Origin of the sequence: Paramicrobacterium chengjingii (assembly GCF_011751765.2) — a bacterium.
Classification (GTDB): domain Bacteria; phylum Actinomycetota; class Actinomycetes; order Actinomycetales; family Microbacteriaceae; genus Paramicrobacterium; species Paramicrobacterium chengjingii.
Genome location: NZ_CP061169.1, coordinates 3,409,644 through 3,435,839, shown reverse-complemented (window position 1 = coordinate 3,435,839; position 26,196 = coordinate 3,409,644). Strand labels below are relative to the sequence as shown.

Here is a 26,196-nt window from a genome sequence, read left to right as displayed (position 1 = left end):
AGATCACGCGGACTCGGGTGCTGCCTGGCCAGCCCGGGCCTCATCGAGGTACGAGTAGGCCGTGACGCGCGAGATGCCGAGGCGCGAAGCGATGTGCTCCATCCCCTTGCGCATCTGCAGCGCACCCTGCTGGTCGAGCTTGCGCACGATCGCGACGCGATCATCGCGTGACATTTGTGACACGGGCCGGCCGATCGCGTGGATGGCGTCGGTCACCATGGCATCCATGACCGCAACGAGATCGTGGCCGAAAAACTCGTTCGGTTCGTCGGCGGAGTCGGCAGCGGGCTGCGGCAACAGGCCGTCGAGCAGAGCCCGAGCCTGCTGCAGTGCGCTGACGTCGACGTTGACGCAGAGCGCGGCCATAATCTTGCCGACCCGGTTGCGAAAGTAGATGGATGAGCAGCGTAGCTGCCGGCCGTCGCTCGTGAATCCGCGATATCCGAAGGCGTCGTGGTCGGCGCCCTGGTTGTGAATGACGCTGGCGCCGAGGCTCGTCGAGGGCCCGCCCACCTTGCGACCCGTCACGTGACCGTTCTCGATCGCGACGATCGTGTGGTCGAGGTCGGGGTCGTCTGCTGACAGATCGTGAAGCACGACCTCGCACCCCGGGCCCGCCGCAGCGGCCATGGCCCGCATCGCCGGAAGATAGACCGCGCAGATCTCGTCGAGGGTGTCATAGACTCGCGCTTCTGCTGACTGGCTCAGCATGGCGACGGCGGCGTCCGACGGCATCCGATTCTCCTCTGATCTTCATTGCTTTGAGGTCTAACAAAACGTCTGGGTGCTAGACATATTGTCTAAATCAATGCTAGCTTAACGTTTTGTCTACGTGACAACCTTACTCCACGATGGCAGATACGCCTGAGGAGTCGCGGGTTTCCCACAGAGACGCCAGTTCTTCAGATGCGATAGATCCACGGTGATCTATACAAAGAGTAAGGAGGCTCTTATGGCCAACTCAGCGATGCGGCCCAAAACGGGGTTGAGAGCGATCCCCACCAAGGATCGCCGTACTGTTGCCGGTGGTGCCATCGGCACCATGATGGAGTACTACGACTACTACCTGTTCGGGCTCGGCGCCGCCGTGGTCTTCCCGCACGTGTTCTTCCCTGGTGACGACCCGGTGACGGGAACCCTCCAATCATTCGCGACCTTCGCCGTGGGCTTCCTGCTGCGCCCGCTCGGGGGCATCGTGTTCGGCTACGTCGGAGACCGGTTCGGGCGTAAGCGGTCGCTCATGATCACCGTGATCGGCATGGGAATCTGTACAACGCTGATGGGACTGATTCCCTCGGCTGAGTCGATCGGACTTCTCGCGCCGATTCTTCTCGTGATTCTGCGCATGGCACAGGGCCTCTTCGTCGGTGGCGAGATGGGGCCGGCCGCGACAATTGTTGTCGAGTATGCGCCGACCGGTCGACGTGGCTTGTTCGGTGCCTTGCTGATCACCGGTGCTGGCGTTGCAAATGTGTTCTCGGCCGGACTCATGTCCATTCTCGGAGCCGGCGACGAGACGTTCTTCATGAGCTGGGGCTGGCGCATTCCGTTCCTGTTCGCAGCCGTACTCACCATCGTTGCTGTTGTACTGCGCAGCAAGCTCGAGGAATCCGACGAGTTCAAGACGTACACGAAGACGATCGAGACCGGGGCGGTCAAGCGCAAGAACCCCCTCATGGAGGCGATTCGCCACCCCAAGAACCTCATTCTCGGAATTCTCATCGGTCTTCCGCAGAGCATTGCCGGGTACATCGTTTTGACCTACGGCCTCTCCTACATGGTGAGCGAACACTCCGTTGACCCCGAGGTGGGCTTCATCGGCACCATGATCGTTGGGTTCCTGCAGATCGTGATGGCGCCGGTGTGGGGACACGTCTCAGACAAGATCGGGCGCCGCAAGTTCTACATTCTGGCGTGCATCGGCTTCGCCGTGCTGATCTATCCGGCATTCGCGCTCTTCAGCGGGGGAACGGCCATCTTGATCTGGCTCGGCATGATCGTCGGCTTCGTGATTCCGGGCGTTGCCATGCAGGGAACCCTGCAGACGCTGCTCACCGAGATGTTCGATGTCGAGGCGCGCACGACGGGCGTCAATGTCGGCTACCAGTTCTCGAACACGCTCGGCGGCGGTTTTGCCCCTCTGATCTGCGCGGCGCTGTTCGCGTGGGCCGGCCACATCTGGCCTGTCATCGTGTACGCGACGGTTATCGCGCTCGCCGGCGTGATCGCGACGGCATACGCGAAGATTCGCCCGGACGTCGAGAACGCGGGGCGCTTGCACGAACTGAAGTGAGCGTCAGCGGCATCCGACCCTGGCTGCTCACGACACTCGGCGAGCACCATCCAGACCAACTGAAATAGAAAGAGGAGTTCTCTATGACAAAGAAGGCATTCCACACGACAAACGCACCACAGCCGGCCGGACCCTACAGCCAGGCCGTCGAAGCGAACGGGTTTGTGTACACGGCCGGGTTCGGGCCTCAGGATGCCGCCAACGGCAACGCTGTTCCCGAGAGCGTCGGCGATCAGACGCGCCAGGTGCTGCGCAACGTGCAGTCGGCGCTTGGTGAGCGTGGGCTGACGCTGAACGACTGCGTGAAGACCACGGTTCACCTTGCGGACTTGGCGGATTTCGCCGAGTTCAACGAGGCATACAAGGAGTTCTTCTCCGAGCCGTTCCCCGTTCGCACCACTGTCGGGTCGCAGCTGGCGAACATCCTCGTCGAGATCGACGCGGTCGCCGCGATCCCCGAGGGCAAGTAGCACTCCACGTTCACCGATTCGGGTCGTCGCGCGCAGTGCGGCGACCCGTTTCGTGTTTCGCAGCACCAATTGGGGACCAACTTTTGCTATTCGGTGCGCCGCGGCGATAGCAAAAGTTGGTCCCCGATTGACGCGGCATTGTGCTGTGCGCCGCTTGGCAGACGGAAACGATATTCCCAGTGCACTCATAGGGTAAAAGTGCAAGAATGCACGTTGTGATGGAAAGTGCAACGAATCTGCGAGAGCGTCGCCGGCAGGAATCGGCAGAGCGGCTCATTGAGCTCGCACGCGAGTGGACCGCCCGCGACGGCTTCACTGGCTACACAGTCGAAGAGCTGTGCGAGGCAGCCGGGGTGTCGAGGCGAACGTTCTTCAACTACTTTGCATCGAAGGAGGATGCTGTTCTCGGCATCCTCGCCCCACACGGTGATGACGAACTCACGCAGACGTTCCTCGACGGCGGCAGCTCAGCGGGGGAGACCATCTCTGACGCGCTTGTTGACGACTTCGTTGCGCTGCACTTGGCGCGATGGGAGATCGTGGCTCCCTCGGCATCCGATGTTCGGGCGATGAAAGCTGCAATCGAGCGCGAACCGCGGTTGCACACGCGCATCTTCGAGATGATCCAGGCGAATGAGCAACGAGACATCGCGCTCATCGAGCAGCGCGAGCACCTGGAAGCGGGCGACCTGAGGGCATCGACACTCGTGCATATCGTCGGCGCGTTCAGTCGGGCCACCGCCAAGGAGTACTTTGCTGACCATGGCGATGCCCCGCCGAGTATCGGGCACTTCTCGCGCATTTTCGAACAGCGGATCGCTGCCGCCCGCGAACTGCTCATCTGACCAACTCCCTCTTTCCCGAGCCGCACAGGCTCACCTGATTCATAGAGAACGGCAACAATGACTACAACAGAAGCGGCGCCCTTTCTGCTGACCAAGCGGCGCATTTGGACGATTTTCGGAGCCCTCATCGCGGGGATGCTGCTGGCAAGTCTTGACCAGACGATCGTGTCGACAGCCATGCCGACGATCGTCGGCGAACTCGGCGGCGTTGAGCATCAGGTGTGGATCGTGACCGCGTACCTGCTCGCCACCACCATCGTGATGCCGATCTACGGCAAGTTTGGCGACGTGCTGGGGCGACGCAACCTGTTCCTGATCGCGATTGCGCTGTTTACTCTTGCGTCGGTTGGATGCGCCTTCGCCGGCAGTTTCTGGGCGTTCGTCGTGTTCCGTGCCCTGCAGGGGCTCGGCGGCGGCGGGCTCATGATTCTGTCGCAGGCAATCATCGCCGACATCGTGCCCGCACGCGAGCGCGGCAAGTACATGGGCCCGCTTGGCGCTGTGTTCGGTCTCTCGGCTGTGGCCGGTCCGCTGCTCGGAGGCTACTTCGTCGATCACCTCACCTGGCAGTGGGGTTTCTACATCAACATCCCCATTGGCATCGCGGCGTTCGTGATCGCGATGGTGACGCTCAAGCTGCCCACCAAAAAGGCAGAGAAGCCGATCGACATTCTCGGTGTGCTCTTTCTCTCGATCGCGACGACGTGCCTCATCTTCTTCACGGACTTTGGCGGCGACGCCGACTTCGGCTGGGGCTCGGTCGCCACGTGGGCGTGGGGTGCTGGGCTGCTCGCCGCCGCGGCAGCGTTCATCATCACCGAGGCGCGTGCTGCAGACCCGATCATTCCGCTCAGCCTGTTCCGCAACCCCATCTTCATCAACGCATCAGCCATCGGAATGGTGCTCGGCATCGGCATGTTCGCCGCGATCGGCTTTCTCCCCACGTTCCTACAGATGGCGTCGGGCACGTCGGCTGCAGCATCCGGTTTGCTCTTGATTCCGATGATGGTCGGCATGATCGGCACGTCGATCTGGTCGGGTCTGGCGATTACGAAGACCGGAAAGTACAAGATTTACCCGATCATCGGCACGATCGTAATGGGCGCCGCTATGCTCGCGTTCACCACCCTGGCGGCATCCACTCCGATCTGGCTGATCTGTGTGTTCCTGTTCGTGTTCGGTGTGGGCCTCGGCCTGATTATGCAGGTCGTAGTTCTCGTCGTTCAGAACGCCGTTCCCGCGTCTCAGGTGGGCACGGCGACGAGCACGAACAACTACTTCCGCGAGGTGGGAGCGTCGCTGGGAACCGCCGTGTTCGGCACCCTCTTCACCACGCGCTTGACCGAGAATCTGACGTCGGTGTTCACGGATGCCGGCGCCAGCGCCTCGGATGCGGCGAACGCGACGGCGACCATCGACCCGTCGGTGCTGAACGACCTGCCTGATGCGGTGCGCGACGGCATTGTTGGCGCATACGCTGACGCTCTCGCGCCGGTGTTCTGGTACATCCTGCCGTTCATTGCTGTGGCGTTCCTGCTGTCACTGCTGCTGAAGCAGATTCCGCTGCAGACCGAGTCAGGGCTCGTTGCTCGTGGTGAGGCAATCGGCGGCGAAGAAGCCGAGCGGCTCGAGGCCGAGCAGCGTGCAGCGAAGAACGGCGAGCGCGTGCCTGCGGCAAATGCCGACGCCGACAGCAAGACTGAGTAGCTGCACGTCGAACGCGGGCCGTTTCGCGCATCGCGAGGCGGCCCGATGTGCGTGTGGACCGCATGCTGCCGCCAGCTGAACTCGACAAATCACCGATTGGTGCTTTGCTGCGCTCCTGCAGGCACCGTGTGTGGTGCCGAGCACCAATCGGGGACCAACTTTTGCCATCGCCACAGGTCTTGGCATAGCAAAAGTTGGTCCCCGATTTGTGGGTCTCAGCAGCTCCGCGCGCGACCGAGGTAATCCCGCTAGCGATGCGGATGCGGCGCGTCAAACACGTCGCTCTGCGTGCCCGGGCACGGCCGCGCGCGCATCTGACGGCATCCTGCTCCCCTCGGTTCCGCGCATGAGTGACAGCGCGACGCCAATGCTCGCCAGGATGCTGACGAGCGACGAACCTCCCGCCGAGATCATCGGCAGGGGAACTCCGAGCACCGGCAGCATCCCGAGGACGACGGCGACGTTGACGAACGCCTGGCCGACGACCCACAGGAGGATGCCGCCCAGCGTCGCAGTGACAAATCTGTCGTGGCTTCTGCTGATGACGCGGGTAAGAACGACTCCGAACAGCACAAACTGTGCAAGCACGACGACGGCACCGATGGCTCCCAGCTCTTCACCGATGATCGCGAAGATGAAATCGTTGTTGGCCTCGGGGAGCCACCCCCATTTCATTTGCGAGTTTCCCAGGCCGGCACCGGTGACGCCGCCAAGGGCAAGCGCGTTCCACCCGTGAACCGTCTGCCAGCAGAGGTCGAGGTAGTTGTCAGACGTGGCGCTGCACCCCTCAAACCATGCGGCAATACGTGTTTGCCGTGTTCCTCCGGAAAGCGCGACAGCAAGAGCCGCACCGGCAGCCGTTACGACGGCAATGACGATGTGGTGAAGACGCATGCCGCCAAAGAAGCATGCACCGAGAGCGATGGCTCCCATGATGAGCACGGTGCCGAGGTCTTTGCCGAGCATGACAGTACCAAGCGCCAGTCCGGCGACAGGCACGATCGGGATCACCGCGTGCTGCCAGCGCGACATCAACTCGCCCTTCGCGGCGATGATGTGCGCAATCCAGATGATGAGCGCCAGTTTGAGAAACTCAGAGGGCTGGACGCCGAAACCTCCGAGGCTGATCCAGTTGCGGTTGCCTCCGGAGGCAAAGCCCAGCGGTGTGAACACGAGAAGCTGAAGCGCGATGCCACTCGCGAGGAGCGCCCAGGCGCAGCGTCTCCAGAATGCCGGCGGAATGCGGGAGAGCACGAACATGAGGGCGACGCCGACCAGGGCGAACGCCACGTGGCGACGCGCGATCGAGAAGGGGTCGCCCGTCGCGATCAGGTTCTCGACCGACGAGGCAGAGAGCACCATGACTACACCACACGCGACAAGAGCGATGCTCACTGAGGCAAGCACGATCGCGTCACGCGACAGGCGGCGTCGCTGAGGGAGCCCGATCCGCGTGGCCGTCACTGATCCTCGCACAGCGGTGCGTCGGCCGAACGCGAGTGTGTCGAGGGATCGGAATCTTGCGTGTCATCCGCGTCATCGGCATTGGGGTTTTGATCGTGCGATGAATCGGCGTCTGACGGTGGTTGGTCCCCGGATGCTGTCGCGAGGCGGGTGTCATCGGCGAGGGCCTCGAACATCGCATGAGCCGCGGGAGTTGGTACGACACGATTGCGATCCGAGGGCGCGGCCTCCCACGGCATCGTCACGAACGTGATGTTGTCAGTCTCGACCTGTGACAGTCGCTGAGCAAGTGCAGCGAGTTGTGTCAATGATTCGAGCCCGGTGTCCACGGTGATCGATGAGGTAACAGCATCCAGAAAGCTGTAGAGCCTGTCTGGACGAACCAGTACGTCGTTGCTCGTCGCCCGCTGGACGATGGCCGACATTACCATCTGCTGATGTCCCATGCGGGCGACGTCGCTTCCATCACCCACCGCGTGGCGCGTGCGCGCAAGCGCGAGAGCCTCGCTACCGCTGACCATCTGCTCGCCAGCGGGGAGATCAAGATCCGCGCGACGGTCTCTGAGAGCTTCGGGCAGACACACCTGAACACCACCCAACGCGTCGACGATGTCGGCGAACCCGTCGAAGTTCATCGCGACAACGTGATCGATAGCTACGCCGGTGAGTTCCTCGACGGCAGAAACCGAGCACGTTTCGCCGTGGTTGAGCGCGCCATTGATCATGCCGTAGCCTCCGGCGAAAGTGCCGCGGCCGGAATCGTCGCAGGGCGGGAGCTGCAAGACAGTGTCGCGCGGAATCTGAACGGCGTCGACATACCCATTCTCCGACCCGATATGCACAAGCACCATGGCGTCGCTGCGCATGGTGCCGTCGTCTTCTCCGTACGCGCCATAGCCCGCTTCACGGCCGTCTGAACCGAGCATCAAAATGTTCAGTGGGGACGCCGGGGTGGAGGAGTCCTCGGCTGTTTGAGATGACGGATCGTGAAGCTCGACTGCCGTGAGGTTGTTCTGCAGACGCCCGACAGCGATCCCGATCGTTATCACGATCGCCACGATCGCCACACCGGCACAGGCGATTAGGATGCTGCGACGGCGACCTCGCCCGCGTGTCGTCTGTTCGCGCCTTGAGTTGTCGTGATCCATGCGTTGTTCCCTCCGGCTGTGAACTCTTCGGGGGACACACCACCACGTTTGCTCAGGGGGCTCCAATAGCCTCGGGCGTGCCACTCATGCGGGCTGTGCATGGGGCAGTGCCCCGTTGTGTGGAGGTGAGTGCGACAGTTCAGCGCAGCGGAGTCGGCAATTCAGCGTCTGACGTCGTCACCGTCGCGATGAAGTGCCGCACGAGAGGCGAGCGAAGGGCATCGCGTTCGTGCACAAGGCCGATTGATCGCAGAACGGGGCGTTCGAAGTCCACGATGCGTCCGGATGACACGAGCGCGGCCTGCGCCAGAACGTCGGGCACGATGGTGATCCCGTTGGCGGCGATGGCCAGGCGTACGAGTGCATCGCGTTGCGTGGTGGTAATAATGTGCGGTGGAGTGACGCGCTGACTGCGGTATACCTCGTCGGTGAGCGCGCGAATCGATGTGCCCTGAGGAAGCGTCACGAGCGTGCGTGACCTCAGGAAATCGGCGGTGACGACGTTGCCGCCCTCACTCTGGGCCGCGACGACTGCCGAGAACTCCTGATCGTGCAAAGGAACGATCTCGAGGTCGGACGGTAGCCCCTCAATCGCGCCGAACGCGAGGTCAGCGCGCGCGAGGCGCACGGAGTCGATCAGGTCATCCGTGCTCTGTGCCCCGAGAACGTCGAGGCGCACGCCGGGGAAGCGCCGGTGGAACCGGCCGACGTGATCGGGCACCACGGTTGCCATCAGGGAGGGGAGCCCGGTGACGCGAAGGAATCCGGAAGCGAGGGTGCGGTTGGAAGCTGCAAGTGATTCCAGGGTCGATGTCTCGCGAAGGGCGCGACGTGCAGGGCCCAGAATCGTGCGCCCCGTCTCAGTGAGCGACATCACGCGACCGGTCGTTGTGAACAGCTGCACGCCCAGCGCCTTCTCGAGCGACTGCACGCGCCGAGAGAGCGCGGGCTGTGAAATGCGCAGCACATCTGCCGCCGCCGTGTAAGAGCCATAGTCGACAATCGCGATCAGCGCTTCAAGCTGTGGGATGCTGAGGCCGGCCGAGGCGGCGGACGGGCTGCTCATGACGGCATCCTTTTCTTGCGTGCGTAACTGATCCTCGAGCGAGTCTACGTGTCTGCTCGCGCGCCCAGCCCCTGTCTGCATCGAGTGCCGACGCGGAGAGCACGACGGAGTAGCTGCACGTCCAACTCGGGCCGTTTCGCGCATTGCGAGGCGGCCGGATGTGCGTGTGGACCGGATGCTGTCGCCCGCTGAACTCGACAAATCACCGATTGGGGTTTTGCGGCGCTCCCGCGGGCACCAAGTTCGGCCCCGGCACTAATCGGGGGGCAACTTTTGCTATGCCAAGACCCGTGGCGATGGCAAAAGTTGGTCTCCGATTGCGCGGTTAGTGCCTACCAGCTCTGCTCGCGCGCCCAGCTCTCCACGGTGTGCCAGCCGACCTCGGGGTACGCGGCGTGCAGTGCGTCGATGTTGACGGTGTAGCCCGGCCCGCGGAGGAATCGCATCATGGCGGCGAGGTCGTCATTGCCGCTCGCTTCGATCGTCTCGAGAGGAACCTCGCTGTACTCGATCGTGCGTCCGAGCGCCGCGCTGAGCGCATCGGCCACTTCGGCTCCTGTCTCTTCAGATGACGCGAGTTCGATGCGCTGGCCGGCAAAGCGCTGAGGGTCATCGAACACGAGCGCTGTGAACTCGGCGAGATCTGAGATCGCAACCTGCTGAACGCGCGTGTCTGCGGCAACGGCGAATGCGTAGTGTCCGCGAGCGAGAGCCTCGGTGTTGTGCGGGGCGAGGATGTTGTCGGTGAACATCGCCGGAGCAACAACCGTGTGCGCAACGGACAGCGTTGCAAGATGCTCCTCGACGCGCGCCTTGCTCTCGAAGTGCGGCACCTTCGAGTCGTTCAGAGCGCTCGCAACGGACGAGTAGACGATGAACCCCACACCGGCGGCGACAGCGGCGTCAAGAAGCGTATTCGCTTGGCGCTCTTCAGTCTCGGCATCCGACCCATACGGGGTACCCATCGCATATACGGCATCAACACCGGATGCTGCAGCGCGCAGGCTCGCGGGTTCGTCGAAGTCGGCGGCGACGACCTCTATTCCGAGCGCGCTCAGCGCACGGGCTGCGTCACTGTGGGGATTGCGCGTCATTGCCCGCACGCTGTGGCCGTGATCGAGTAGCACGCGGGCAACTGCGCCACCCTGGGTTCCGGTCGCGCCGCTGACGAGAATTGTCGAGCTCATACTTCACACCTTTCATTTGTTTGATTGTGCAATAGTTGCTAACGCAAAGATTGCACGCGCAATTCCCGATATCCTGAACTCGTGAAAGACGGCGATCGCGACCTGGTGTGGGTGGACCTGCAGAAGGCAGCTGCGTTTCTCGATTCGGAGCTGAGCATGAGGCTCACCGAGCGCGTTGGAATGTCGTCGTCGGAGTTTCAGGTGCTCTGGTACCTCGCAAACGCTGTGGACCGCAGCCTCACGATGTCTGAGGCTGCAGCGCGCCTGTCAATGAGCCCGAGCGGAATGACGCGTTTGGCAGATCGCATCGTGCGGCGCGGCTGGGTGGAACGCCGAACGGATGCCGCGAACCGCCGCATCGCGATCGTCACGCTCACCGATGCCGGTGTGGCGGCCGCGCGTGACGGCTACCTTGTGGCACGCGAGGCACGTCGTGAACTTGTCGATGCGCGTTTGACGGATGACGACGTTCACTCTCTCGGCAAGATCGCGGGGAAGCTGCTCGGCCGCATTGGCATCACGGACGTGAGTTCCTGAGCCTTTCGGCCCGCGGCGAACACCCTACAGACGTGTGCACGCGATTGCGACGGTCGCATAATGCATCGTGAAGCTGCCGCCCAGCGTATCGATCGCGTCGCCCAGGCCCTCGAGCAGTTCAGCGAGTACTCCCGGCGCGAGTCGATTGTGCCCGCCAGACGTGGGGACCTGATCGAGCCATGCTTGTGTCGTGATGGTGGCCTCCCAGTCGAAGCGCCACCGTTCGGGCTCCGACCAACCGCCGGCCTGCTCGAGACCGTCGCGCGTGGCGTCAACAAAGCGTCCGTATCCCGAGACTGCGGATTCCGACGATGCCCACGGGGTGAAGGGAAGCCCTGTGTCGATGCGTTGGTACACGTCGGCAAATGCCGCCGCCACGTCAGGATCCGGGTCTCCGGCGTTCCAGAATGCGACGAGAAGCCCGTCGGGATCCAAGACCTGAGCCGCCTTCCGAGCGCCAGCTACCGGGTCTACCCAGTGCCAAGTCTGCCCGGCGATGATCGTATCGACACGGTGACCGGCCGGATCCCACTCCTCGAAGCGTGACGTTTCGACTGCGAAGCCATTGCGCCGAGCAACGGCGGCCATGCGCTCGTCAGGCTCGACGCCGAGCACGGTGCATCCGGCATCCCTGAGCCCGCGCGAGGAGAGACCTGTCCCGATTCCCACGTCGAGAATTGAGGTACCGGGGCTTCGGGCCATAATCGCGTCGGTGAGCGCAGGTGGGTAGGTCGGACGCGCCCGGTCGTATCTCTCGGCATCCGCCCCGAATCCTTCTGCGATGCCACGGTGCTCGTGAGGAGCGTCAGATGCAGGTGAGGGTAAAGTGACCATGCGCTCACCGTAAGTGGGCGATTGCCCATTATCAAGAAGCAGCATTCACCTCTGAGCGAAAGGCGTCCCCCATGCCTACAGGTATGGCGCTGCTCGATCCGCGCGAGCAATTGTTTGCCGCGGCAGGGCGTGTGCTCGTTCGTGATGGTCCAAGTGCGTTAACGAGTCGCGCGGTGGTTGCCGAGGCCGGAGTCGCCAAGGGAGTTCTGCATCGTCATTTCGCGACGTTCGACGAGTTTCTCGCCGACTACGTCAATGCACACGTCGAACGTGTCGAGGCGCACGTGAACGAGGCAACGGATGCTGTTGGCACGCGCACAGTTCGCGGCATCCTGGTTGATCTTCTAGTGGGCATCTTCGACGCCGAGACTCTCGGCGCAGTCGCGATCGTGACATCGCGCGACGCGGTTCGCGCACGCCTGCGCGATGGATTGCCCTTCGGCATTCCCCTCCTCGCGCAGGCCACGTCGGGAATCGACGATTATCTCGTTCGTGAGCAGGCTGCAGATCGTATTGCACAGAGTGCCGATGTCAACGCCCTCGCTCTCTCACTCGTGGGTACAGGGCATCTGCTGTTCGCGGGGAAGCTTGGAGCGACGCCCGACCGCGGCGCGGTCGACGAAATCGTCGAGTCGATCATAGTCGGGGCGCTTAGAGCCACCTAGCAGCCCGCTGCTCAGGCGCTCTCGCGTGCGACGATCGTGAACCCGAGATCGATCTCCTGTGTTGACTCCGATGCAGAGTGCATGCTTTCCAGCAGCACGCGCCCCGCTCTCGTGCCGATGTCATGGCTGGGCGCCGCCACGGTGGTGAGGCGCGGCACAGTATGTGCGGCGATCTCAAAGTCGCCGAATCCAATGACCGCAATATCACCGGGTACCGATATCCGGCGTCGAGCGCATTCGAGCAGCGCTCCCGCTGCAAAAATGTCGCTCGAGAAGACGATGAGATCGGTCTCCGGATGCTCACTGAGTACCCGGTCCAGCAGGGCGACCCCAGCATCCATGTCTGCGCCGTGATTTCCCGAATCGAGAACGCGGATCGCCTCGTTGGGATAGATTGCGCGAACGGATGCTTCAAAGCCTCGCCGTCGTTCAATCGCTCGTGCGTCCCCTGGCTGCAGTGATCCTGCGAATGTCGGGTGGCGGTATCCCTGAGCATGGCCGTACTGAACGAGCGAGCGAACAGCCTCGCGGTTGGAGAAGCCGACCTGGCTGTGTATGGGGCTGTCTGTCAGGCTCCACGCCTCGACGACGGGAATCCGAGCCTCCTTGAGTAGTTGATTCGCCTTGGCCGTGTGCTCGGTTCCCACAATGAACATTCCGTCGGGGCGTCTCCCGAGCAGGGCGCGCACGAGTTCTTCCTCGCGGTCGGCGCTATAGTCCGTTGACCCGATGAAGAGCTGGTACCCGTGCGAGCTGAGCTCATGATCGAGGCCGTGCACGGCGTCAGCGAAAACAGATGCCGAAATCGAAGGAATGATTGCAGCGACCGTCATGCTGCGATTGGAGGCAAGATTGCGGGCGGCAAGGTTCGGCACATAGCCGGTTGAGGCGATGGATGCTCGCACGCGCTCACGGGTGGAATCTGAGACGAGCTCTGGGGATCTGAGAGAGCGAGAGACGGTCTGAGGCGAAACGCCCGCGTGCTGCGCCACATCGGTGAGAGTCACCGTTCGAGTGGACCTCGACGTTGACTTCTTGTCTGACGGATCAGGCTGAGCAGACGAATCGATCACAGAAGGCCTCGACGTGCCAGGTTCGTCATCAGAGCTCGAAGCCCAAACTCCCATGGCTCACACCTCTCGCTTTGTTTCACTTCGTTGACAAGGCTGCCCAGACTTGATGCAGAGATTCGCACGATATCACCGTACTTGTGCGTGAACCCCTGCCCGACCGCGCCACGATCGGCAACGGGCGCGAACATCGTGCCGAGCATGAGCGCAGCACCATCGGGGTACTGATGATGCGGACCGATGAGCTGGTCAACCAGTTCGCTTGGGTCTCGGCTGATGGCGCTCATCTCTGAGACGCCATCGAGGTGAAAACCGTCAGGTCCATCGATTTCAAGACGGACAGTCAAGTGTCTCACCGTGTCGAGGGTGAAACGTGAGTCGAACAGGCGAATAAGCGGGCCGAGAGCGCACGACCCGTTGTTGTCTTTCGCCTTGGGCAGAAGGAGAGCCGACCTGCCTTCCACATCGCGCAGATTCACATCGTTGCCGAGAGTGGCGCCCACAATTCGTCCGTTGGATTGAACGATGAGGGCGACCTCGGGCTCCGGGTTGTTCCACGTTGACGATCCGAGCACTCCCACGGAAACGGCAGTGCCAACGGAAGAAAGCGTCGGAGCCTTCGTGAAAATCTCAGCATCCGGACCAATCCCGACCTCGAGATATTGACTCCAGAGCCCCTCTGTGATCAGAATCTCCTTCAGACGTTGCGCCTCATCAGAGCCGGGGCGCAGCTCGGCAAGGTTGTCGCCGACTTCCGCGAGTATCCGTTCGCGCAGGTCGCCTGCCGCCGAGACATCGCCTCGCGCTCGCTCTTCGATCACTCGTTCGAGCATTGAGACAACGAATGTCACGCCTGCAGCCTTGACCGTCTGAAGGTCGATGGGTGACAGAAGCCAGGGGCGGGAGCTCTCTCGAGACGACGTGTCGGTGTTGGCCAGAATCTCGTCGAAGGAACCCAAACGCCTCCCTGACGTCGACTGCGCCGCGACCGCCGGGTCGTCCATCTCACACAGGTCGCGCACTGTCGCAAAGTCTCGGCTCAGGTCGAACACCCCGTCTTCGCGCACGGCTACGGGCGACGGGCCGTCGGAGGCCGGGTCCCACACTCGGCCGATCAGGGTGCCCGAGAACCCGTCGTCCGGGAGTGTCTGCTCTGCTGAACCTATCCACATGCGGATCTCCTTGGTAACTGAAGTGGGGAGTGCCCGTTCTCGCGCGACACGCTGCTCATCGTCTGCTGAAGATGCCGTCGCGTTTCTCCGCGAAGGCGCGCCGTCCCTCGTGAGCGTCGTCGGTGGCGAAGCAGACGGTCTGCAGATCTCGTTCGTAGACAATCGCCTGCTCTTGTGTCATGTTCGCCGACGCGGTGAGGTTTGCCTTCGCCGTCTCGACGGCGATCGGCGGTCGAGATGCGATGACGCGAGCGAGCCCGTGCGCCCTGGCAAGCAGCTCAGCAGGGCTCGTGACCTCGCTGACGAGCCCCCACGACAGTGCCCGCTCGGCATCGATCGGGTCTCCGGTCATTGTCATCAGGGCGGTGTTGCTCGGGCCAACTGCTCGTGTGAGGAGCGTGGTCATTCCGCCTCCGCCGATCCAGCCGAGCTTGACCTCCGGCGCGGCGAACGACGCCGCGCTCGACGCGATGATGATGTCGCAGCTCAGTGCGGTCTCGAGTCCTCCACCGAGTGCATAGCCGTTGACGGCGGCGACGATCGGTGTGCGGCAATGCCGAATTGCGTCGCAGTAGTCGGGACGGTTGCGAAAGTCCCACGGGGACTCGTATGCATCGAGGCCTCTGATGTCCGATCCGGCGCAGAATGCGCGCCCGCCTGCGCCCGTGAGCACGATCGCGCGCACATCGTTTGACGCGTCAGCGTATTCGGTCACTGTGACGAGCGCGTCAGACATCTGCTGAGTCACGGAGTTGAGTTTTGCTGGACGATCGAGCGTGATGGTCAGCACGTGGTCGACAAGCTCGAGATGGATGTCGGTGGTGTCGATGTCGATCATGCGATTTGCCCTCCTGGCACGTCATGGTGAGATTCTGCGTACAGCCTGTCGAGCTGGTCGAGACATTCATGCACGGCAATATCGCCAGCAAGCATCGACCGGATTCGTGCTGACGCTTCTGATTGGAAGCCGATGAACCCTGAATACCGCGGTCGGATCCACGACGAATACAAGGTTCGGGCGGTGTTCGAGTAAAAGTCGCCGCTGAGCTGATTGACGCGAGCGTCGGTCCAGGCACTCCGCATGCTCGGCTGCCCGGCGAAATGCGGAATGATGTTTCGCTGCGTGTTCGGATGCAGCAGCCAACGAAGATGCGCGATGAGTTGAGAAGATGGATCGCATTGCCGTGAAATGGCGATGCCCGTGCCCCCAAGCGTCGACCCGGGGCGACCTCCTGCAGCGACCGATGGCGCATCGACAAACGTCAGCCGCCGCGCTCGAGCCGTGTCAGCATAGTTCACATAACCGAACACGAGAGGGCAGTAGTCAGCGAGCTGGTGTTCGGCCATCTCGCTCAGTAGCTCAATGGGATTGAGCTCACCGCTGCCCGGAGGGCACATGGACGCGATGCGCTTGAGTCGCTCCGCCGCTTCAGCTCCGACGGACCGCGACACGACGAGCTGGTCGCGCCCGGTGACGGGCTCTTCGCCCACGGCGACACAGAGCGAGGCGAACGACAGGAACGCATGGGGGCCAGCGAGCGAGAGGGCAACTCGGTTGTTGATGGCGAACGACTCGACTTCGTCCCAGGTGGTGGGATGCGGCTCATCAACGTTGGGAGCGATTACAGCGACCTGAGCTGCGGTGTCGAGGGGCAGCGCCCAAAGCTGGTCGTCATAGACGTAACTGCGAAAGGTCGGTCCGATAGCCTCGCGAGCCCAGCGCTCACGATCGGCCGCTCCGAAGAGATCATCGAGCGGCTGAAGGCTCTGGTGCTTCACGGCGTCGCCGAGATGCGGATGGTCGAGAACAATGAGATCGTACCTGTCTGCCAGCTCATCGATCGGGCTCGACTCGAAGCCTTCAAGAGAGTGCGTTTCCCACACGAGATCGAGCGGGTCGTTACGGTGGCGCCACCGCCCCGCGGCCTCCTCGAGGGCAGTTCGACCGCGGGGATGATCCCACGTGAGTCCCCGGAACCTGGTCATCGCGATGAGGTCACGTTCTCGGGGTGAGCATAGATGGAGCCGTTGGCTGCCAACGAGTCAACGTCGCTCTCCGACATTCCAATGTCGGTGAGAATCTCATGCGTGTGTTCACCCGTCAGCGGAGCACCGCGCTCGACCGTGAGTGGCGCCTTGGAGAACTTGTATGGAAAGCCGGGGGTCTTTACATGGCCCTCGGTGTGATGGTCGTATTCGACGAAGGTGCCGTTGTGGATGATCTGCGGATCGTTCACTAGGGCCTCGTAATCGAGAACGGGCCCCGCCCAGATGCCCACCTCTGCGAAACGGTCGAGCCAATTCTGCGTGGTGTCTGTGGCAAGGTGCTGTGCCGTGAGTGCAGAAATCTCATCTCGATGGCTGAAGCCGTGCTCCTCGCTGTCGAGCTCGCTGAAATACGCTTCACCGAAAACTCGCCCCAGAACATCGAGCGGAGGAAAAGCGAGCGCGACAAACCCATCTGCCGTCTTGAACGTTCCGTACGGCGCTCGAATGTAGACGTGCGCGTGCGCTTCAGAACCGCGCGTCTGAGGAATCTTGCCGACAGTGAATACCGAGAGTTCCTGCATCTGAAATGTTGTGATCGCATCGAGCATGTTGACGGTGACGAGCTGACCTTCCCCTGTTCTCTCACGATGCAAGAGCGCGGCAAGTACGCCCTCGAAAGCGGTGGATGCTGTCACAGCATCCACCAGATACTGGCCCGCGGGCCGGGGAGGCTCGCCGTCCCTTCCCGTAGAGAACATGGCACCGCTCATTGCCTGCAAGAGAAGGTCTTGACCCGGGCGGGTCTGGTACGGCCCGTCTTCCCCGTACCCGGAGATCGACACGTACACGAGCTGCGGGTTGATGCGCCGAAGCGACTCGTAGTCGACGCCGAGGCGCGCGGCGACTCCGGGCCGGTAGTTCTGAAGAAACACGTCGGAGCTCGCCACGAGTTCGTCAAGAACGGTCTTGCCCCCCGGGGACTTCAGGTCGACCGCGAGCGAGCGCTTGTTGCGATTGAGCGAGAGGAATGACACGTTCACTTCGTTGCCCGAGGCGCCGCCGGCTGACGCGTGTCGCTGCCATTCACCGCCGGTCGGTTCAACCTTGATCACATCGGCTCCGAGATCGCCGAGACGCTGCGTGGCAAACGGCCCTGCCATAGCGATTGAGCAGTCCAGCACTCGATAGCCTTCGAGGATCTTGCGCTGCGAATTCACAGCTCTTCCTTTCATAGCGCGTCCCGGTGGGGACGCGGAGCATTGTGCCCTGAGGTTGTCTGTCGTGCCGTCGTTAGTCCGGCTGCCCTGAGACCGCACGGATTCGTGCACGGGATGCTTCTGTCTCGCTCGTCCCGTCGAGTACCCGAATTGTTGTGCGGTAGTGGCGATCTTCGCCGTGTTCAAGCCACGTCATCGACCCATCTGCCCGTGCAGCTGCTTCTCCGCCGACGCGATGGCTTGACGGTTCAAGGCCAAGGGCGTATTGGCCGTCGCGCAGGTTCTGCCATTCGAAGAAGTACGGCATCGTTTGGGCATCCCATGACAGCTCTATGCCACGCTGCCCGTCGCTCGTAATCAGTGCCACCCGATGATTCCCCTCGTCATCTGTGACGAGTTCGTGCTCGAATACCTGCTCCTGAGCGGAGCGTTGAGGCTCGGGCATGACTCGGTAGGGGATGTCTTGTTCGGCCACGGAATCGGACTGCCACGTGTGCCGCCGAATCGGAGCCACGAACTCAGTGCCGACATCAACGAGAGGCCACCCGAAGTTCAGGTGGTACAGGTACATGTGGGGTGTGCGCTCGAAGCCGAGGTTTTCGACTCGGTCGTAAAGGCGAATCTCCGTGCCGTCGAGATCGATCTCAATCGTTCGCGTGAGTTTCAGATGCTCGCCGAACATAGTTGCTTGCACGACCTCGCCCGAGATGCGAAGAACACATGTGTCGTCTGTCCATACCTCGCGAGCTTCGAGCAAGTGCCCGGGAATCCCGGTGAGGCGCCCATGCAAACCGTGTTTCACCGACTTGCGGGGAGGGTAAGCGTACTCCGATGCATCGACTTCCACGCCAAAGAGCGTGTGATCGAGGCCAGCAGAGACAAGCAGTCCGTCAATGGCGCGCAGCCATGACAATCCGTCTTCATCGTTGTTCTCGTGAAGGCCAGGATGGCGGTAGCCGTTGCCGGAGCGCCACCCGAAGGGAACGCCTTTGAACCGCGCATTTCCAAGGTCGAGGGCGCGGTCGATCAGAATATCGATCTCAAGCCCCGCCGCGCTTCGCAGCTCGATCGCTCTGACGCCACGTTCAGTTCCGTTGTCGAGAACGATGTGTCGCAGTCCGCCTGCCGCAGCAGTGTCGCCGACGCGGCGACGCAGTTCGAGTTCTGACAGGTCATGTCCGAAGATATTCATCGCTGTTACTCCATCACCCATCCGCCATCGATGTTGATGGTCTGTCCCGTCACGAAGCTCGAATCGTCTCCAACGAGGAACGACACGACTGCAGCAAACTCGGCAGGGTTGCCTCGGCGCTTGAGTGCCTGGTGCTCGATGACGAAGCGGCTGTATTCCTGCTGGTCGCCCTGAATGCTCTCCGCCTTCGTGGGGAATGCGCCGGGCGCCACGGCGTTCACACGTATGCCGTGCGTCCCGAGCTCACGTGACAGGGCGCGAGTCAGAGCGACGGCGGCTCCCTTTGTGGAGATGTAGCTGGCCAGGTTCGACCAACCGCCGTGCCACGTGATGGAGCCGACGTTGACGATGGCTCCGCGTTTGTGCGGTGCCATGAGCCGCGCTGCGGTCTGAGCCGCAGCGAAATAGGCACGCTGATTCACCGCCACGACATCGTCGTACTCGTCGATCGGAATGTCGAGGAACGCGCGTGACGGGTAGATTGCTGCGTTGTTCACGAGCGCGGCAAGTGGCCCGATGGCTTCGTCCGCGTCACGAAGTGCTGCGGCGATCGCATCCGTGTCACGAAGATCGACCTCGAGCACGTGATGCGCAATACCGGCCGACGCCAACTGGGATGCTGTCTCGGAGAGCTCGTCGCCTGGGAGGTCGAGAATTCCGACAGCGAATCCGTCGTGCCCGAGCCTGAGCGCCGTTGCGCGTCCGAGAGCTCCGGCCGCTCCAGTGACGATGGCAGACTCGCGGCGGTCGGAATGAGCTACTGACCCGTGCATTCCACTCCTCAGATTGTGGTGGGTGGCTGATCAGCGCTGGTTCGTGGCCGTCTGAAAGTTCAGATGGCAGCGCTGCCTTTCTCAGAGTAGAGGCAATAACTGAGCAGAGTCAAGCGCGTGATCATCTGCCATTATTTTCGACGGGATTTTGCGAACAGGGCTAGTGGCAGCGCTAACATTTGTGTAATAGTGTCTCGAGAGCGTTGCAGTGGCGCTCAAACACAGAGCGGTCGCCGTGTGCCAAGGCACCGAGACGACCACCTCAACCGTTACGGCGAGGCACGAAGCTGCCCCGTTGAGCGATTGCATTCAGGGAGGAAAGCAATTGGTATCGAAGATTCGAAAGATCGCGGCTGCGGTGGCGGTTGGGGGATTTATGTTATCCCTCGCCGCGTGTTCGTCGGACGCGAGCGCCAATGGCGACTGCAATGTGGGCATCTCTATGCCGACGCGCAGTCTTGAGCGTTGGATCAATGACGGAGAGCAGTTGCAGAAGCAGCTCGAGGAGGCGGACTGCACCGTTGATCTGCAGTACGCAGATAACAAGACGAGCCAGCAGATCAGCCAGATTCAGAACCAGATTGCCGGCGGTGCGCAGGTGCTCGTCATCGCCCCGATCGACGGCGAAGCACTCGGCCCGGTTCTCGACCAGGCAAAAAAGCAGGATGCCGTTGTCATCTCATATGACCGGCTCATCGAGGGGACCGAGAACGTTGACTACCTCGCCACGTTCGACAACTTCCAGGTCGGTGAGCTTCAGGGTAAGTACATCGAGGAGCAGCTCGGGCTTGCCGACGGTGCCGGTCCCTTCAACTTCGAACCCTTCACGGGAAGCCCCGATGACCCGAACGCCGGCTTTTTCTTCTCGGGTGCCTGGGACGTTCTGCTGCCCTACGTTGAGAATGGACAGCTCGTCGTTCGTTCTGGTAAGTCCCCTGCTTCTAACAAGGACTGGGCCTCGATCGGCATCCCGGGGTGGGCGTCAGATAAGGCACAGGCCGAAATGGACAACCGACTGTCATCGTTCTATACCGGCAGCGACAAGGTTGACGCGATTCTGTCTCCCAATGACAGCTTGGCGATCGGAATAATCGCATCGCTGAATTCGGCAAGCTACTCGCCGGGAGACGAGTATCCGATCATCACAGGGCAGGATGCCGATAAGGCAAACGTGAAGGCAATTCTCGACGGCAAGCAATCGATGACTGTTCTCAAAGATACGAGAGAGCTCGGGGACCGTGTTTTTCAGATGATCCAATCGATCATCGCTGGGGATGTGCCCGAGACCACCGACACAGAGACCTATGACAACGGCAAAAAGGTCGTTCCGGCCTTCGTTCTGACCCCGCTCGTCGTGACTAAGGACGATGTGCAGACGAAGCTCATCGACTCAGGGTTCATCGACGCGGAAGACGTCGGTCTCTGACTGAGCCACGTTTCGGGGCGCCCACTTGAATCGGGCGGGTGCCCCGATGGGTGCAGATGAGGGTCATCGCGACTTGTCGTGGTGCCACCGATTGGGGACCAACTTTTGCTATGCCAAACCCAGTGGGGATAGCAAAAGTTGATCCCCGATTTGTGCGGCCAGTGCGCACCGGCTCCCAAAGGCAGCGCGATGTCTTGAGAGGCGTCTTATTCAGCGGAGACGTAGTGCTCGAGCGATTGAAGTGCGGGCTGCGCCGCAGGATCCTTAACGACTGCGGCTCCCACGGCATTCGCGGCCTGCAGCGCGCTGCCATATGACAGCCCACTGCGCAGCGCGATCGTGAGCGCTGCACAGAACGCATCGCCAGCGCCAACGGTGTTGACGGGCGTCGTCGTGACAGCATCCGCGAACGCCACCTGCGTGCCTCTCTCGAGCATGGCAGCGCCCTTCGACCCGTACGTCACGGCGACGAGGGCGGCATCCTTCAGCTCGGGAATGAGCTCGTACTCTGTCTCGTTCACAATGATCAGATCGGCGCGCTCGATGAGTTCGGCGGGCAGGGGCATCGCCGGCGCCGCGTTCAGGGCGAAATAGCCGCGGCAGCGCCGTGCGAGCTCGCTGACAGTGTCGAGCGAGATCTCGAGCTGCGCCAGCACCGTGTCGTTCTCGGGGAAATCGACGCCCTCGATCGAGACGTGGGCGTTGGCGCCCTCGCACACGGCGATCTGGTTCTCGCCTGCAGCATCCACCATGATCAGCGCCGTACCCGTCTCGCCATCAATCGCCGCCACGTGCGTAAGATCGACGCCGGCCGAGCCGAGCGCCCGTCGCATGGCCTCGGCTTCGGCATCCGTTCCCACAGCCCCGACCATGCGGGTGCGGGCTCCGAGCCGCGCAGCCGCGGCTGCCTGGTTGGCACCCTTGCCTCCGGCATTGCGCGTAAGGCGCCCACCTCCGACGGTCTCGCCCGCGCCGGGCAAGCGCTCGGTGACAGCTGTGATGTCTGCGTTGATGCTGCCGACGACGGTGAGATCGATGTCGAGTGCCATGGATTCCTCTGGTCAGTTTGACGGGGTTTGAATGACGGTGAGATGGCCGACGCGCGACGAGACGATGCACTTCGCCAGGTAGACAGGCGTCGCATCGTGCTCGATCACCTGCGTCAGGATGATGACGGGATCGGATGCAGCAAGGCCGAGTTGCTTGCCCCGGGAAACACCGACGACACTCGGCGTGATCTGGCACGAGCTTGCTGAAAATATGGGGCCGCAGCGTTCGAGCAGTCCAGCGAACAGCGTTGCGTTCTGCTCTGCGGCGTGCTGAAAACTCGAGGCGATCGCCGGGCTGATGTCGCTGAGGTACCGGCCAGCGGGGAGATGCTCCTGCACGATGGCAATCGGCTCGTCTGCGCGGGAAAGCACGCTCTCGCGAAACCAGGTGTTTGCCTCAGGGTCGAGGTTGAGGTTGCTCGACACGAAGTCGGTGTTCGGCTGCATCACAAAGGTTGTCGGTTTCACGGTGATCGGATGCTCCGTATTTGCGAGAGCTACCTCGAACGGACGCAGATCTTCGAGTCCGACCTTGGGAGTGGAGGCGGTCACAAACCGGCCGACTCCGCGCCGGGTGGTAATGAGCCCGTCTTCCTCAAGCAGCATGAGTGCTTCGCGAATCACCGTTCGGCTCACCCCGAGCGAGGTGCCGAGCTCGGTTTCGCGGGGGAGTGCTGAACCCAGGGGAAAGACGCCGTCGCGGATTCCCCGCGTGATGCGCGTGTATGCAGCAACACGCAGTGGCTGCCCGACTGTCGTCGTGAGCGGTTCCGCGAGGAACTCATCCATTCGCGTCATCCTGCTCCTTGCATCCGGTCGCGTTTCTGCGTCGGCTCCATTCAATCAGAACAGGTCGCCTTGCACATGTTGTACCCGAGAGGTATAACATCATACTAGTTGCGCACGGGATCCTCTCCGGCATCCGCCCCTACCCTTCAGACAAAGGAGTCTTTCCATGTCATCAACTCGAACCTCCCCGTCGGGAGCGGCATCCGTCGCCCCGAATCCGAGCGGTGATGGAAAGCTTCACGGGCGTCGAGCGATCGGCCTTGTCGCTACGCTGATTCTCGCCGTTGTCGCATTTCAGCTCAACGCCAGCATGATCACCCCTGCCCTGCCCGACATGGCTCGAACGCTCGGCGTCGACATTGACTCGGTGTCGCAGGTGTCATCACTGTTCTTTCTCGCCGGGGCGGTCGGCGGAGTTCTGCTCGCCCGATGGAGTGATTTCATCGGGCGCAAGCGTGGGCTGCTGATCGTGCTTGGCATCCTCTCCGTCGGCACTCTCCTGTGCCTCTTCGCGCCGAACCTGCAGATTCTTCTAGTCGGCCGTGTGCTTCAGGGCGCCTCAAGCGCAGCTTTCCAGCTGTCGTACGTGATTCTCAACGAATCGCTGACAAAGAAGATGTTCGGCACGATGCTGGGTGTGCTCACCGCCATCAACGGAGGTGTCGGCGGGGTCGACGGCTGGATCGGGGGACTGCTGACCGACGCGTTCGGATTCCGCTCGCTCTTCGTGGTGATCTTCATCGTCGGCGTACTCGCCCTCGTGTGCGTGTGGTTGACCGCGCCGAAAGACACGGGCGCGGCATCCACGGGAAAAATGGACTGGTGGGGCGCCGCGGCCCTCTCATTTGGGCTTATCGGCATCACCTACTTTGTGTCAACCGGCGGCGCGCAGGGCTGGTTCGCGCCACTCAGCATCGCATTTCTGGTCGGGACGATCCTCGCGTTCGCCGTATTCGTGTTCATTGAGAAGCGCCGCACGACACCCCTCATCGCCGTCGAACACCTACGGTCGCGCCAGGTATGGCCGGTGATCGCCACCACGGTTCTCACGCTCTCGAGCGTGTTCGCCGTCATCAACTTCACTGTGGTGATGCTCAGTCAAGACTCCGAGATTGGGTTCGGCATGAACGCGGCGACGAGCGCCCTGATGTTCCTCGCTCCACCCGCGCTGATCGGGCTGGCGGCGGCGCCCTTCGCCGGGTGGCTCGCCGCGAGGATCGGCTGGGTCAGCATCCTTCGCTTCGGTCTTGTGATCTGTCTCGCCGCACTCGTCGTCATCACCCTGTTCCCGCAGAGTCAGTGGATCGTGTTCGCCATGATCGCCGTGCTCGGCGTCGCCTACAATGGCTTGGTCCTCACGACGTCGAACGGTCTCGGCGTCATTCAGTCGCCCGTCGAGGCACCCTCGGCATTGCCCAGCATGAACAGTGCCGGGTTTGGCATTGGAGCAAGTCTCGGCATCGCAATCGTCGCCCCGTACGTCGGGTCAGGAGGCATCGGCGGGTACACTCTCGCGCTCTGGATCTCTGTCGTCATCACTGTGCTGGCGCTCGTGGCGAGCTTCATTCTCAAAGAAGCACCGAATCGCGACTGAGCGCACCGCTCACCCTCACTCACGCAACGTGGAAGGAACCACCATGACCCGTCCTGTCTACTTCGACTGCGACACCGGCGTCGACGATTCGATGGCCCTCGCCTATCTTTTGGCGTCGCCTGAGATCGAGCTCGTCGGCATCGGCGGTGTGCACGGCAACGTCAGCGCGGCGCAGGGAGTGCAGAACACGCTGCGCCTGCTCGCGCTCGCCGAGCGCACTGACGTGCCCGTCGCCGTGGGCGAGAATGATCCGCTTGTGGGCCAGTTCGCGGGTGGTGCGCCCCACGTGCACGGCGCGAACGGCATCGGCGACATCGAGCTTCCCGAGACAACGGCGACAGCGATTGACGAGGATGCTGCCGACCTGCTGCTCCGTCTTTCGCACGAGCACGATGGCACACTCGAGATCATCGCTGTCGGACCGCTGACGAACCTGGCTCTCGCCCTCGAGCGCGACGCCGAGTTGGCCAGTCGCGTGACACAGGTGACGGTAATGGGCGGTGCCGCACTCGTGCCCGGCAACATCACGCCGCTTGCCGAGGCGAACATCGCCCACGATCCCGAGGCCGCGCAGGCTGTGGTCACAGCATCCTGGCCTGTCACTCTCGTGCCGCTCGACACGACGCTCGCCAACGTGATCGACGAAACCGAGCGCGAGCGCCTATGCGCGGCTGAGGCTCCAATCGTGCGCGCGGTGGGCGCCGCCCTCGACTACTACTTTGACTTCTATGTCGCGGAGTACGGCCGTCGCTGCAGTGCCCTGCATGACCCCCTGGCCGCGGCCATCGCCGTGGGCGGGATGCTGCCGCGCGTCGCACCGGCGGTGCCCGTCGAGGTGGATGTCACTGATGGACCGGGCCGCGGGCAGACCGTCTGCGACCTGCGGGGCCAGCGGCTGGGGCCCGTCGACCGTGACGGCGCCAACGTGCGCGTCGTTCTCGAGACGGAGGGCACGCTTGCTCCGCACATGGTCGAGCGACTGCTCAGCCTGACGGCGCCGTCACTCGAGGCGAACGGCGCCTGATTGTCAGTTTGGTTGCGAACCTCTTTCAGCTATCCAACGTTGCGAGCCCCATGCTTGTCGCCGTACGACGACAACGATAGAATGTAGTCGTACGGCGACAAACGAGATTATCTCCGTACGGAGACAAGACGGGGTGGTGGAGCGTCGATGCTTACAATGCGAGAAGCGGCTTCGGTGGTTCGTGATCTCCGCGAACGACGCGGATGGACTCAAACCGAGCTTGCGCGCAAGGCGCACGTCTCTCGGTCGTTCGTGGCAGATGTTGAAGCGGGAAAGCCGACATCTGAAGCGTCCAAACTTTTTGACCTCTTTCAGGCGCTGGGGCACGAGATCGCGTTGCGGTCGCTTGATGACGGCGAGGTGCGCTGGTGAGCGATCGAAACCTCGACGTGTATCTTGACGGCCGTTTCTGCGGAATGCTCACGCAGTCCACGTCGGGCAATGTCACGTTTGCGTATGACGATGCTTATCGCACTTCACGCATGCAACGCCGCTGTCAATGACGTAAACGGAAAAGAACGACACGTCGCCAGGGAACCCACTGCGAGAGCGCTGATCTAGACCGATGCCTCGTCTTCAGCGAGTAGCTCGCCGACCTTGATTCTTGGGTGCTCGAATGGCAAAACCAGGAGCGAACTACCTCGATAGGGAGTTTGTCTCTCTTCTGCAGTGCGAAGACGGCGGT

Annotated in this window: 25 protein-coding genes; 10 read left to right on the top strand and 15 right to left on the bottom strand. The window is 62.2% G+C overall.

The window, feature by feature from the left end; genetic code table 11:
• Nucleotides 1-3: 3 nt before the first annotated feature.
• Nucleotides 4-735 (bottom strand): helix-turn-helix transcriptional regulator, encoded by a 732-nt coding sequence (locus HCR76_RS16575; protein WP_166986665.1) that lies wholly within the window; start codon nucleotides 733-735, stop codon nucleotides 4-6.
• A 217-nt stretch (nucleotides 736-952) separates the two neighbouring features.
• Between HCR76_RS16575 and HCR76_RS16570 the strand changes: the two genes are divergently transcribed.
• The 4 genes from HCR76_RS16570 to HCR76_RS16555 all read left to right on the top strand — a co-directional run bounded on the left by HCR76_RS16570 (nucleotide 953) and on the right by HCR76_RS16555 (nucleotide 5,315).
• Nucleotides 953-2,293: an MFS transporter gene (locus tag HCR76_RS16570; protein WP_235934515.1), complete on the top strand. Its 1,341-nt coding sequence runs from the start codon at nucleotides 953-955 to the stop codon at nucleotides 2,291-2,293.
• A gap of 83 nt (nucleotides 2,294-2,376) precedes the next feature.
• Entirely contained in the window at nucleotides 2,377-2,763 is a 387-nt protein-coding gene (locus HCR76_RS16565; protein WP_166986668.1) for a RidA family protein, read from the top strand.
• Between the two features lie 218 nt (nucleotides 2,764-2,981).
• The gene (locus HCR76_RS16560) at nucleotides 2,982-3,608 is read left to right on the top strand and encodes a TetR/AcrR family transcriptional regulator (RefSeq protein ID WP_235934513.1); all 627 of its coding nucleotides are present in this window, start codon (nucleotides 2,982-2,984) and stop codon (nucleotides 3,606-3,608) included.
• Between the two features lie 57 nt (nucleotides 3,609-3,665).
• Entirely contained in the window at nucleotides 3,666-5,315 is a 1,650-nt protein-coding gene (locus HCR76_RS16555; protein WP_166986673.1) for an MDR family MFS transporter, read from the top strand.
• A 270-nt stretch (nucleotides 5,316-5,585) separates the two neighbouring features.
• Here HCR76_RS16555 and HCR76_RS16550 read toward each other — a convergent pair whose 3' ends face one another.
• The 4 genes from HCR76_RS16550 to HCR76_RS16535 form a co-directional block, all read right to left on the bottom strand.
• Nucleotides 5,586-6,779, bottom strand: a complete 1,194-nt coding sequence (locus HCR76_RS16550) for a peptidoglycan glycosyltransferase FtsW (protein ID WP_166986675.1) — start codon at nucleotides 6,777-6,779, stop codon at nucleotides 5,586-5,588.
• Nucleotides 6,776-7,927, bottom strand: a complete 1,152-nt coding sequence (locus HCR76_RS16545) for an LCP family protein (protein WP_166986678.1) — start codon at nucleotides 7,925-7,927, stop codon at nucleotides 6,776-6,778. Before HCR76_RS16545 ends, HCR76_RS16550 begins: the two co-directional genes overlap by 4 nt.
• Nucleotides 7,928-8,066: 139 nt before the next feature.
• Nucleotides 8,067-8,993: a LysR family transcriptional regulator gene (locus tag HCR76_RS16540; protein ID WP_166986681.1), complete on the bottom strand. Its 927-nt coding sequence runs from the start codon at nucleotides 8,991-8,993 to the stop codon at nucleotides 8,067-8,069.
• 332 nt (nucleotides 8,994-9,325) lie between these two features.
• The gene (locus HCR76_RS16535; protein WP_166986684.1) at nucleotides 9,326-10,180 is read right to left on the bottom strand and encodes an NmrA/HSCARG family protein; all 855 of its coding nucleotides are present in this window, start codon (nucleotides 10,178-10,180) and stop codon (nucleotides 9,326-9,328) included.
• Between the two features lie 81 nt (nucleotides 10,181-10,261).
• Between HCR76_RS16535 and HCR76_RS16530 the strand changes: the two genes are divergently transcribed.
• Complete coding sequence (locus HCR76_RS16530) at nucleotides 10,262-10,717, top strand: MarR family winged helix-turn-helix transcriptional regulator (RefSeq protein ID WP_166986687.1); 456 nt, start codon at nucleotides 10,262-10,264, stop codon at nucleotides 10,715-10,717.
• Nucleotides 10,718-10,741: 24 nt separating this feature from the next.
• On the opposite strand, the gene HCR76_RS16525 is transcribed toward HCR76_RS16530, so the two are convergent.
• The gene (locus HCR76_RS16525; RefSeq protein WP_166986690.1) at nucleotides 10,742-11,551 is read right to left on the bottom strand and encodes a class I SAM-dependent methyltransferase; all 810 of its coding nucleotides are present in this window, start codon (nucleotides 11,549-11,551) and stop codon (nucleotides 10,742-10,744) included.
• A 71-nt stretch (nucleotides 11,552-11,622) separates the two neighbouring features.
• Here HCR76_RS16525 and HCR76_RS16520 point away from each other — a divergent pair, with 71 nt between their 5' ends.
• The gene (locus HCR76_RS16520) at nucleotides 11,623-12,216 is read left to right on the top strand and encodes a TetR/AcrR family transcriptional regulator (RefSeq protein WP_166986693.1); all 594 of its coding nucleotides are present in this window, start codon (nucleotides 11,623-11,625) and stop codon (nucleotides 12,214-12,216) included.
• An 11-nt stretch (nucleotides 12,217-12,227) separates the two neighbouring features.
• On the opposite strand, the gene HCR76_RS16515 is transcribed toward HCR76_RS16520, so the two are convergent.
• The 7 genes from HCR76_RS16515 to HCR76_RS16485 all read right to left on the bottom strand — a co-directional run bounded on the left by HCR76_RS16515 (nucleotide 12,228) and on the right by HCR76_RS16485 (nucleotide 19,629).
• Nucleotides 12,228-13,223 (bottom strand): LacI family DNA-binding transcriptional regulator, encoded by a 996-nt coding sequence (locus HCR76_RS16515; protein ID WP_198248091.1) that lies wholly within the window; start codon nucleotides 13,221-13,223, stop codon nucleotides 12,228-12,230.
• A gap of 62 nt (nucleotides 13,224-13,285) precedes the next feature.
• Nucleotides 13,286-14,458 carry a fumarylacetoacetate hydrolase family protein gene (locus tag HCR76_RS16510; protein WP_166986698.1) on the bottom strand — a complete coding sequence of 391 codons (1,173 nt, stop codon included), beginning with the start codon at nucleotides 14,456-14,458 and terminating at the stop codon, nucleotides 13,286-13,288.
• Nucleotides 14,459-14,513: 55 nt separating this feature from the next.
• Nucleotides 14,514-15,296 carry an enoyl-CoA hydratase/isomerase family protein gene (locus HCR76_RS16505; protein WP_166986700.1) on the bottom strand — a complete coding sequence of 261 codons (783 nt, stop codon included), beginning with the start codon at nucleotides 15,294-15,296 and terminating at the stop codon, nucleotides 14,514-14,516.
• Nucleotides 15,293-16,444 carry a type 2 periplasmic-binding domain-containing protein gene (locus tag HCR76_RS16500; protein ID WP_166986703.1) on the bottom strand — a complete coding sequence of 384 codons (1,152 nt, stop codon included), beginning with the start codon at nucleotides 16,442-16,444 and terminating at the stop codon, nucleotides 15,293-15,295. The genes HCR76_RS16505 and HCR76_RS16500 overlap by 4 nt, the downstream gene beginning before the upstream one ends.
• Complete coding sequence (locus HCR76_RS16495; RefSeq protein ID WP_198248090.1) at nucleotides 16,441-17,664, bottom strand: CaiB/BaiF CoA transferase family protein; 1,224 nt, start codon at nucleotides 17,662-17,664, stop codon at nucleotides 16,441-16,443. Before HCR76_RS16495 ends, HCR76_RS16500 begins: the two co-directional genes overlap by 4 nt.
• A 73-nt stretch (nucleotides 17,665-17,737) precedes the next feature.
• Nucleotides 17,738-18,856, bottom strand: coding sequence for an aldose 1-epimerase family protein (locus HCR76_RS16490; RefSeq protein WP_166986709.1), 1,119 nt, complete (start codon nucleotides 18,854-18,856; stop codon nucleotides 17,738-17,740).
• A 5-nt stretch (nucleotides 18,857-18,861) separates the two neighbouring features.
• Nucleotides 18,862-19,629, bottom strand: coding sequence for an SDR family NAD(P)-dependent oxidoreductase (locus HCR76_RS16485; RefSeq protein WP_166986711.1), 768 nt, complete (start codon nucleotides 19,627-19,629; stop codon nucleotides 18,862-18,864).
• A 376-nt stretch (nucleotides 19,630-20,005) separates the two neighbouring features.
• Here HCR76_RS16485 and HCR76_RS16480 point away from each other — a divergent pair, with 376 nt between their 5' ends.
• Nucleotides 20,006-21,055: a substrate-binding domain-containing protein gene (locus HCR76_RS16480; protein ID WP_166988131.1), complete on the top strand. Its 1,050-nt coding sequence runs from the start codon at nucleotides 20,006-20,008 to the stop codon at nucleotides 21,053-21,055.
• Nucleotides 21,056-21,261: 206 nt separating this feature from the next.
• Here the strand turns inward: HCR76_RS16480 and HCR76_RS16475 are convergent, their stop codons facing one another.
• Together HCR76_RS16475 and HCR76_RS16470 are read right to left on the bottom strand one after the other, a co-directional pair.
• Nucleotides 21,262-22,104 (bottom strand): PfkB family carbohydrate kinase, encoded by an 843-nt coding sequence (locus tag HCR76_RS16475; RefSeq protein WP_166986714.1) that lies wholly within the window; start codon nucleotides 22,102-22,104, stop codon nucleotides 21,262-21,264.
• Between the two features lie 12 nt (nucleotides 22,105-22,116).
• Nucleotides 22,117-22,902, bottom strand: coding sequence for a GntR family transcriptional regulator (locus HCR76_RS16470; protein WP_166986717.1), 786 nt, complete (start codon nucleotides 22,900-22,902; stop codon nucleotides 22,117-22,119).
• 157 nt (nucleotides 22,903-23,059) lie between these two features.
• On the opposite strand from HCR76_RS16470, the gene HCR76_RS16465 reads away from it, so the two are divergent.
• From HCR76_RS16465 to HCR76_RS16455, 3 genes are all read left to right on the top strand, one after another.
• Nucleotides 23,060-24,487: an MFS transporter gene (locus HCR76_RS16465; RefSeq protein WP_166986721.1), complete on the top strand. Its 1,428-nt coding sequence runs from the start codon at nucleotides 23,060-23,062 to the stop codon at nucleotides 24,485-24,487.
• Nucleotides 24,488-24,530: 43 nt separating this feature from the next.
• Nucleotides 24,531-25,511: a nucleoside hydrolase gene (locus HCR76_RS16460; protein ID WP_166986724.1), complete on the top strand. Its 981-nt coding sequence runs from the start codon at nucleotides 24,531-24,533 to the stop codon at nucleotides 25,509-25,511.
• 147 nt (nucleotides 25,512-25,658) lie between these two features.
• Nucleotides 25,659-25,883, top strand: coding sequence for a helix-turn-helix domain-containing protein (locus HCR76_RS16455; protein ID WP_166986727.1), 225 nt, complete (start codon nucleotides 25,659-25,661; stop codon nucleotides 25,881-25,883).
• The last annotated feature ends 313 nt before the right edge of the window (nucleotides 25,884-26,196 follow it).

Bases quoted from the DNA above. Each gene is read 5' to 3' on its own strand.
- HCR76_RS16510 (WP_166986698.1), bottom strand. From the start codon at position 14,458: ATGTGGATAGGTTCAGCAGAGCAGACACTCCCGGACGACGGGTTCTCG.
- HCR76_RS16565 (WP_166986668.1), top strand. From the start codon at position 2,377: ATGACAAAGAAGGCATTCCACACGACAAACGCACCACAGCCGGCCGGA.
- HCR76_RS16535 (WP_166986684.1), bottom strand. From the start codon at position 10,180: ATGAGCTCGACAATTCTCGTCAGCGGCGCGACCGGAACCCAGGGTGGC.
- HCR76_RS16470 (WP_166986717.1), bottom strand. From the start codon at position 22,902: ATGACGCGAATGGATGAGTTCCTCGCGGAACCGCTCACGACGACAGTC.
- HCR76_RS16520 (WP_166986693.1), top strand. From the start codon at position 11,623: ATGCCTACAGGTATGGCGCTGCTCGATCCGCGCGAGCAATTGTTTGCC.
- HCR76_RS16480 (WP_166988131.1), top strand. From the start codon at position 20,006: ATGTTATCCCTCGCCGCGTGTTCGTCGGACGCGAGCGCCAATGGCGAC.
- HCR76_RS16525 (WP_166986690.1), bottom strand. From the start codon at position 11,551: ATGGTCACTTTACCCTCACCTGCATCTGACGCTCCTCACGAGCACCGT.
- HCR76_RS16545 (WP_166986678.1), bottom strand. From the start codon at position 7,927: ATGGATCACGACAACTCAAGGCGCGAACAGACGACACGCGGGCGAGGT.
- HCR76_RS16455 (WP_166986727.1), top strand. From the start codon at position 25,659: ATGCTTACAATGCGAGAAGCGGCTTCGGTGGTTCGTGATCTCCGCGAA.
- HCR76_RS16465 (WP_166986721.1), top strand. From the start codon at position 23,060: ATGTCATCAACTCGAACCTCCCCGTCGGGAGCGGCATCCGTCGCCCCG.
- HCR76_RS16500 (WP_166986703.1), bottom strand. From the start codon at position 16,444: ATGACCAGGTTCCGGGGACTCACGTGGGATCATCCCCGCGGTCGAACT.
- HCR76_RS16475 (WP_166986714.1), bottom strand. From the start codon at position 22,104: ATGGCACTCGACATCGATCTCACCGTCGTCGGCAGCATCAACGCAGAC.
- HCR76_RS16560 (WP_235934513.1), top strand. From the start codon at position 2,982: ATGGAAAGTGCAACGAATCTGCGAGAGCGTCGCCGGCAGGAATCGGCA.
- HCR76_RS16505 (WP_166986700.1), bottom strand. From the start codon at position 15,296: ATGATCGACATCGACACCACCGACATCCATCTCGAGCTTGTCGACCAC.
- HCR76_RS16570 (WP_235934515.1), top strand. From the start codon at position 953: ATGGCCAACTCAGCGATGCGGCCCAAAACGGGGTTGAGAGCGATCCCC.
- HCR76_RS16540 (WP_166986681.1), bottom strand. From the start codon at position 8,993: ATGAGCAGCCCGTCCGCCGCCTCGGCCGGCCTCAGCATCCCACAGCTT.
- HCR76_RS16460 (WP_166986724.1), top strand. From the start codon at position 24,531: ATGACCCGTCCTGTCTACTTCGACTGCGACACCGGCGTCGACGATTCG.
- HCR76_RS16555 (WP_166986673.1), top strand. From the start codon at position 3,666: ATGACTACAACAGAAGCGGCGCCCTTTCTGCTGACCAAGCGGCGCATT.
- HCR76_RS16575 (WP_166986665.1), bottom strand. From the start codon at position 735: ATGCCGTCGGACGCCGCCGTCGCCATGCTGAGCCAGTCAGCAGAAGCG.
- HCR76_RS16485 (WP_166986711.1), bottom strand. From the start codon at position 19,629: ATGCACGGGTCAGTAGCTCATTCCGACCGCCGCGAGTCTGCCATCGTC.
- HCR76_RS16490 (WP_166986709.1), bottom strand. From the start codon at position 18,856: ATGAATATCTTCGGACATGACCTGTCAGAACTCGAACTGCGTCGCCGC.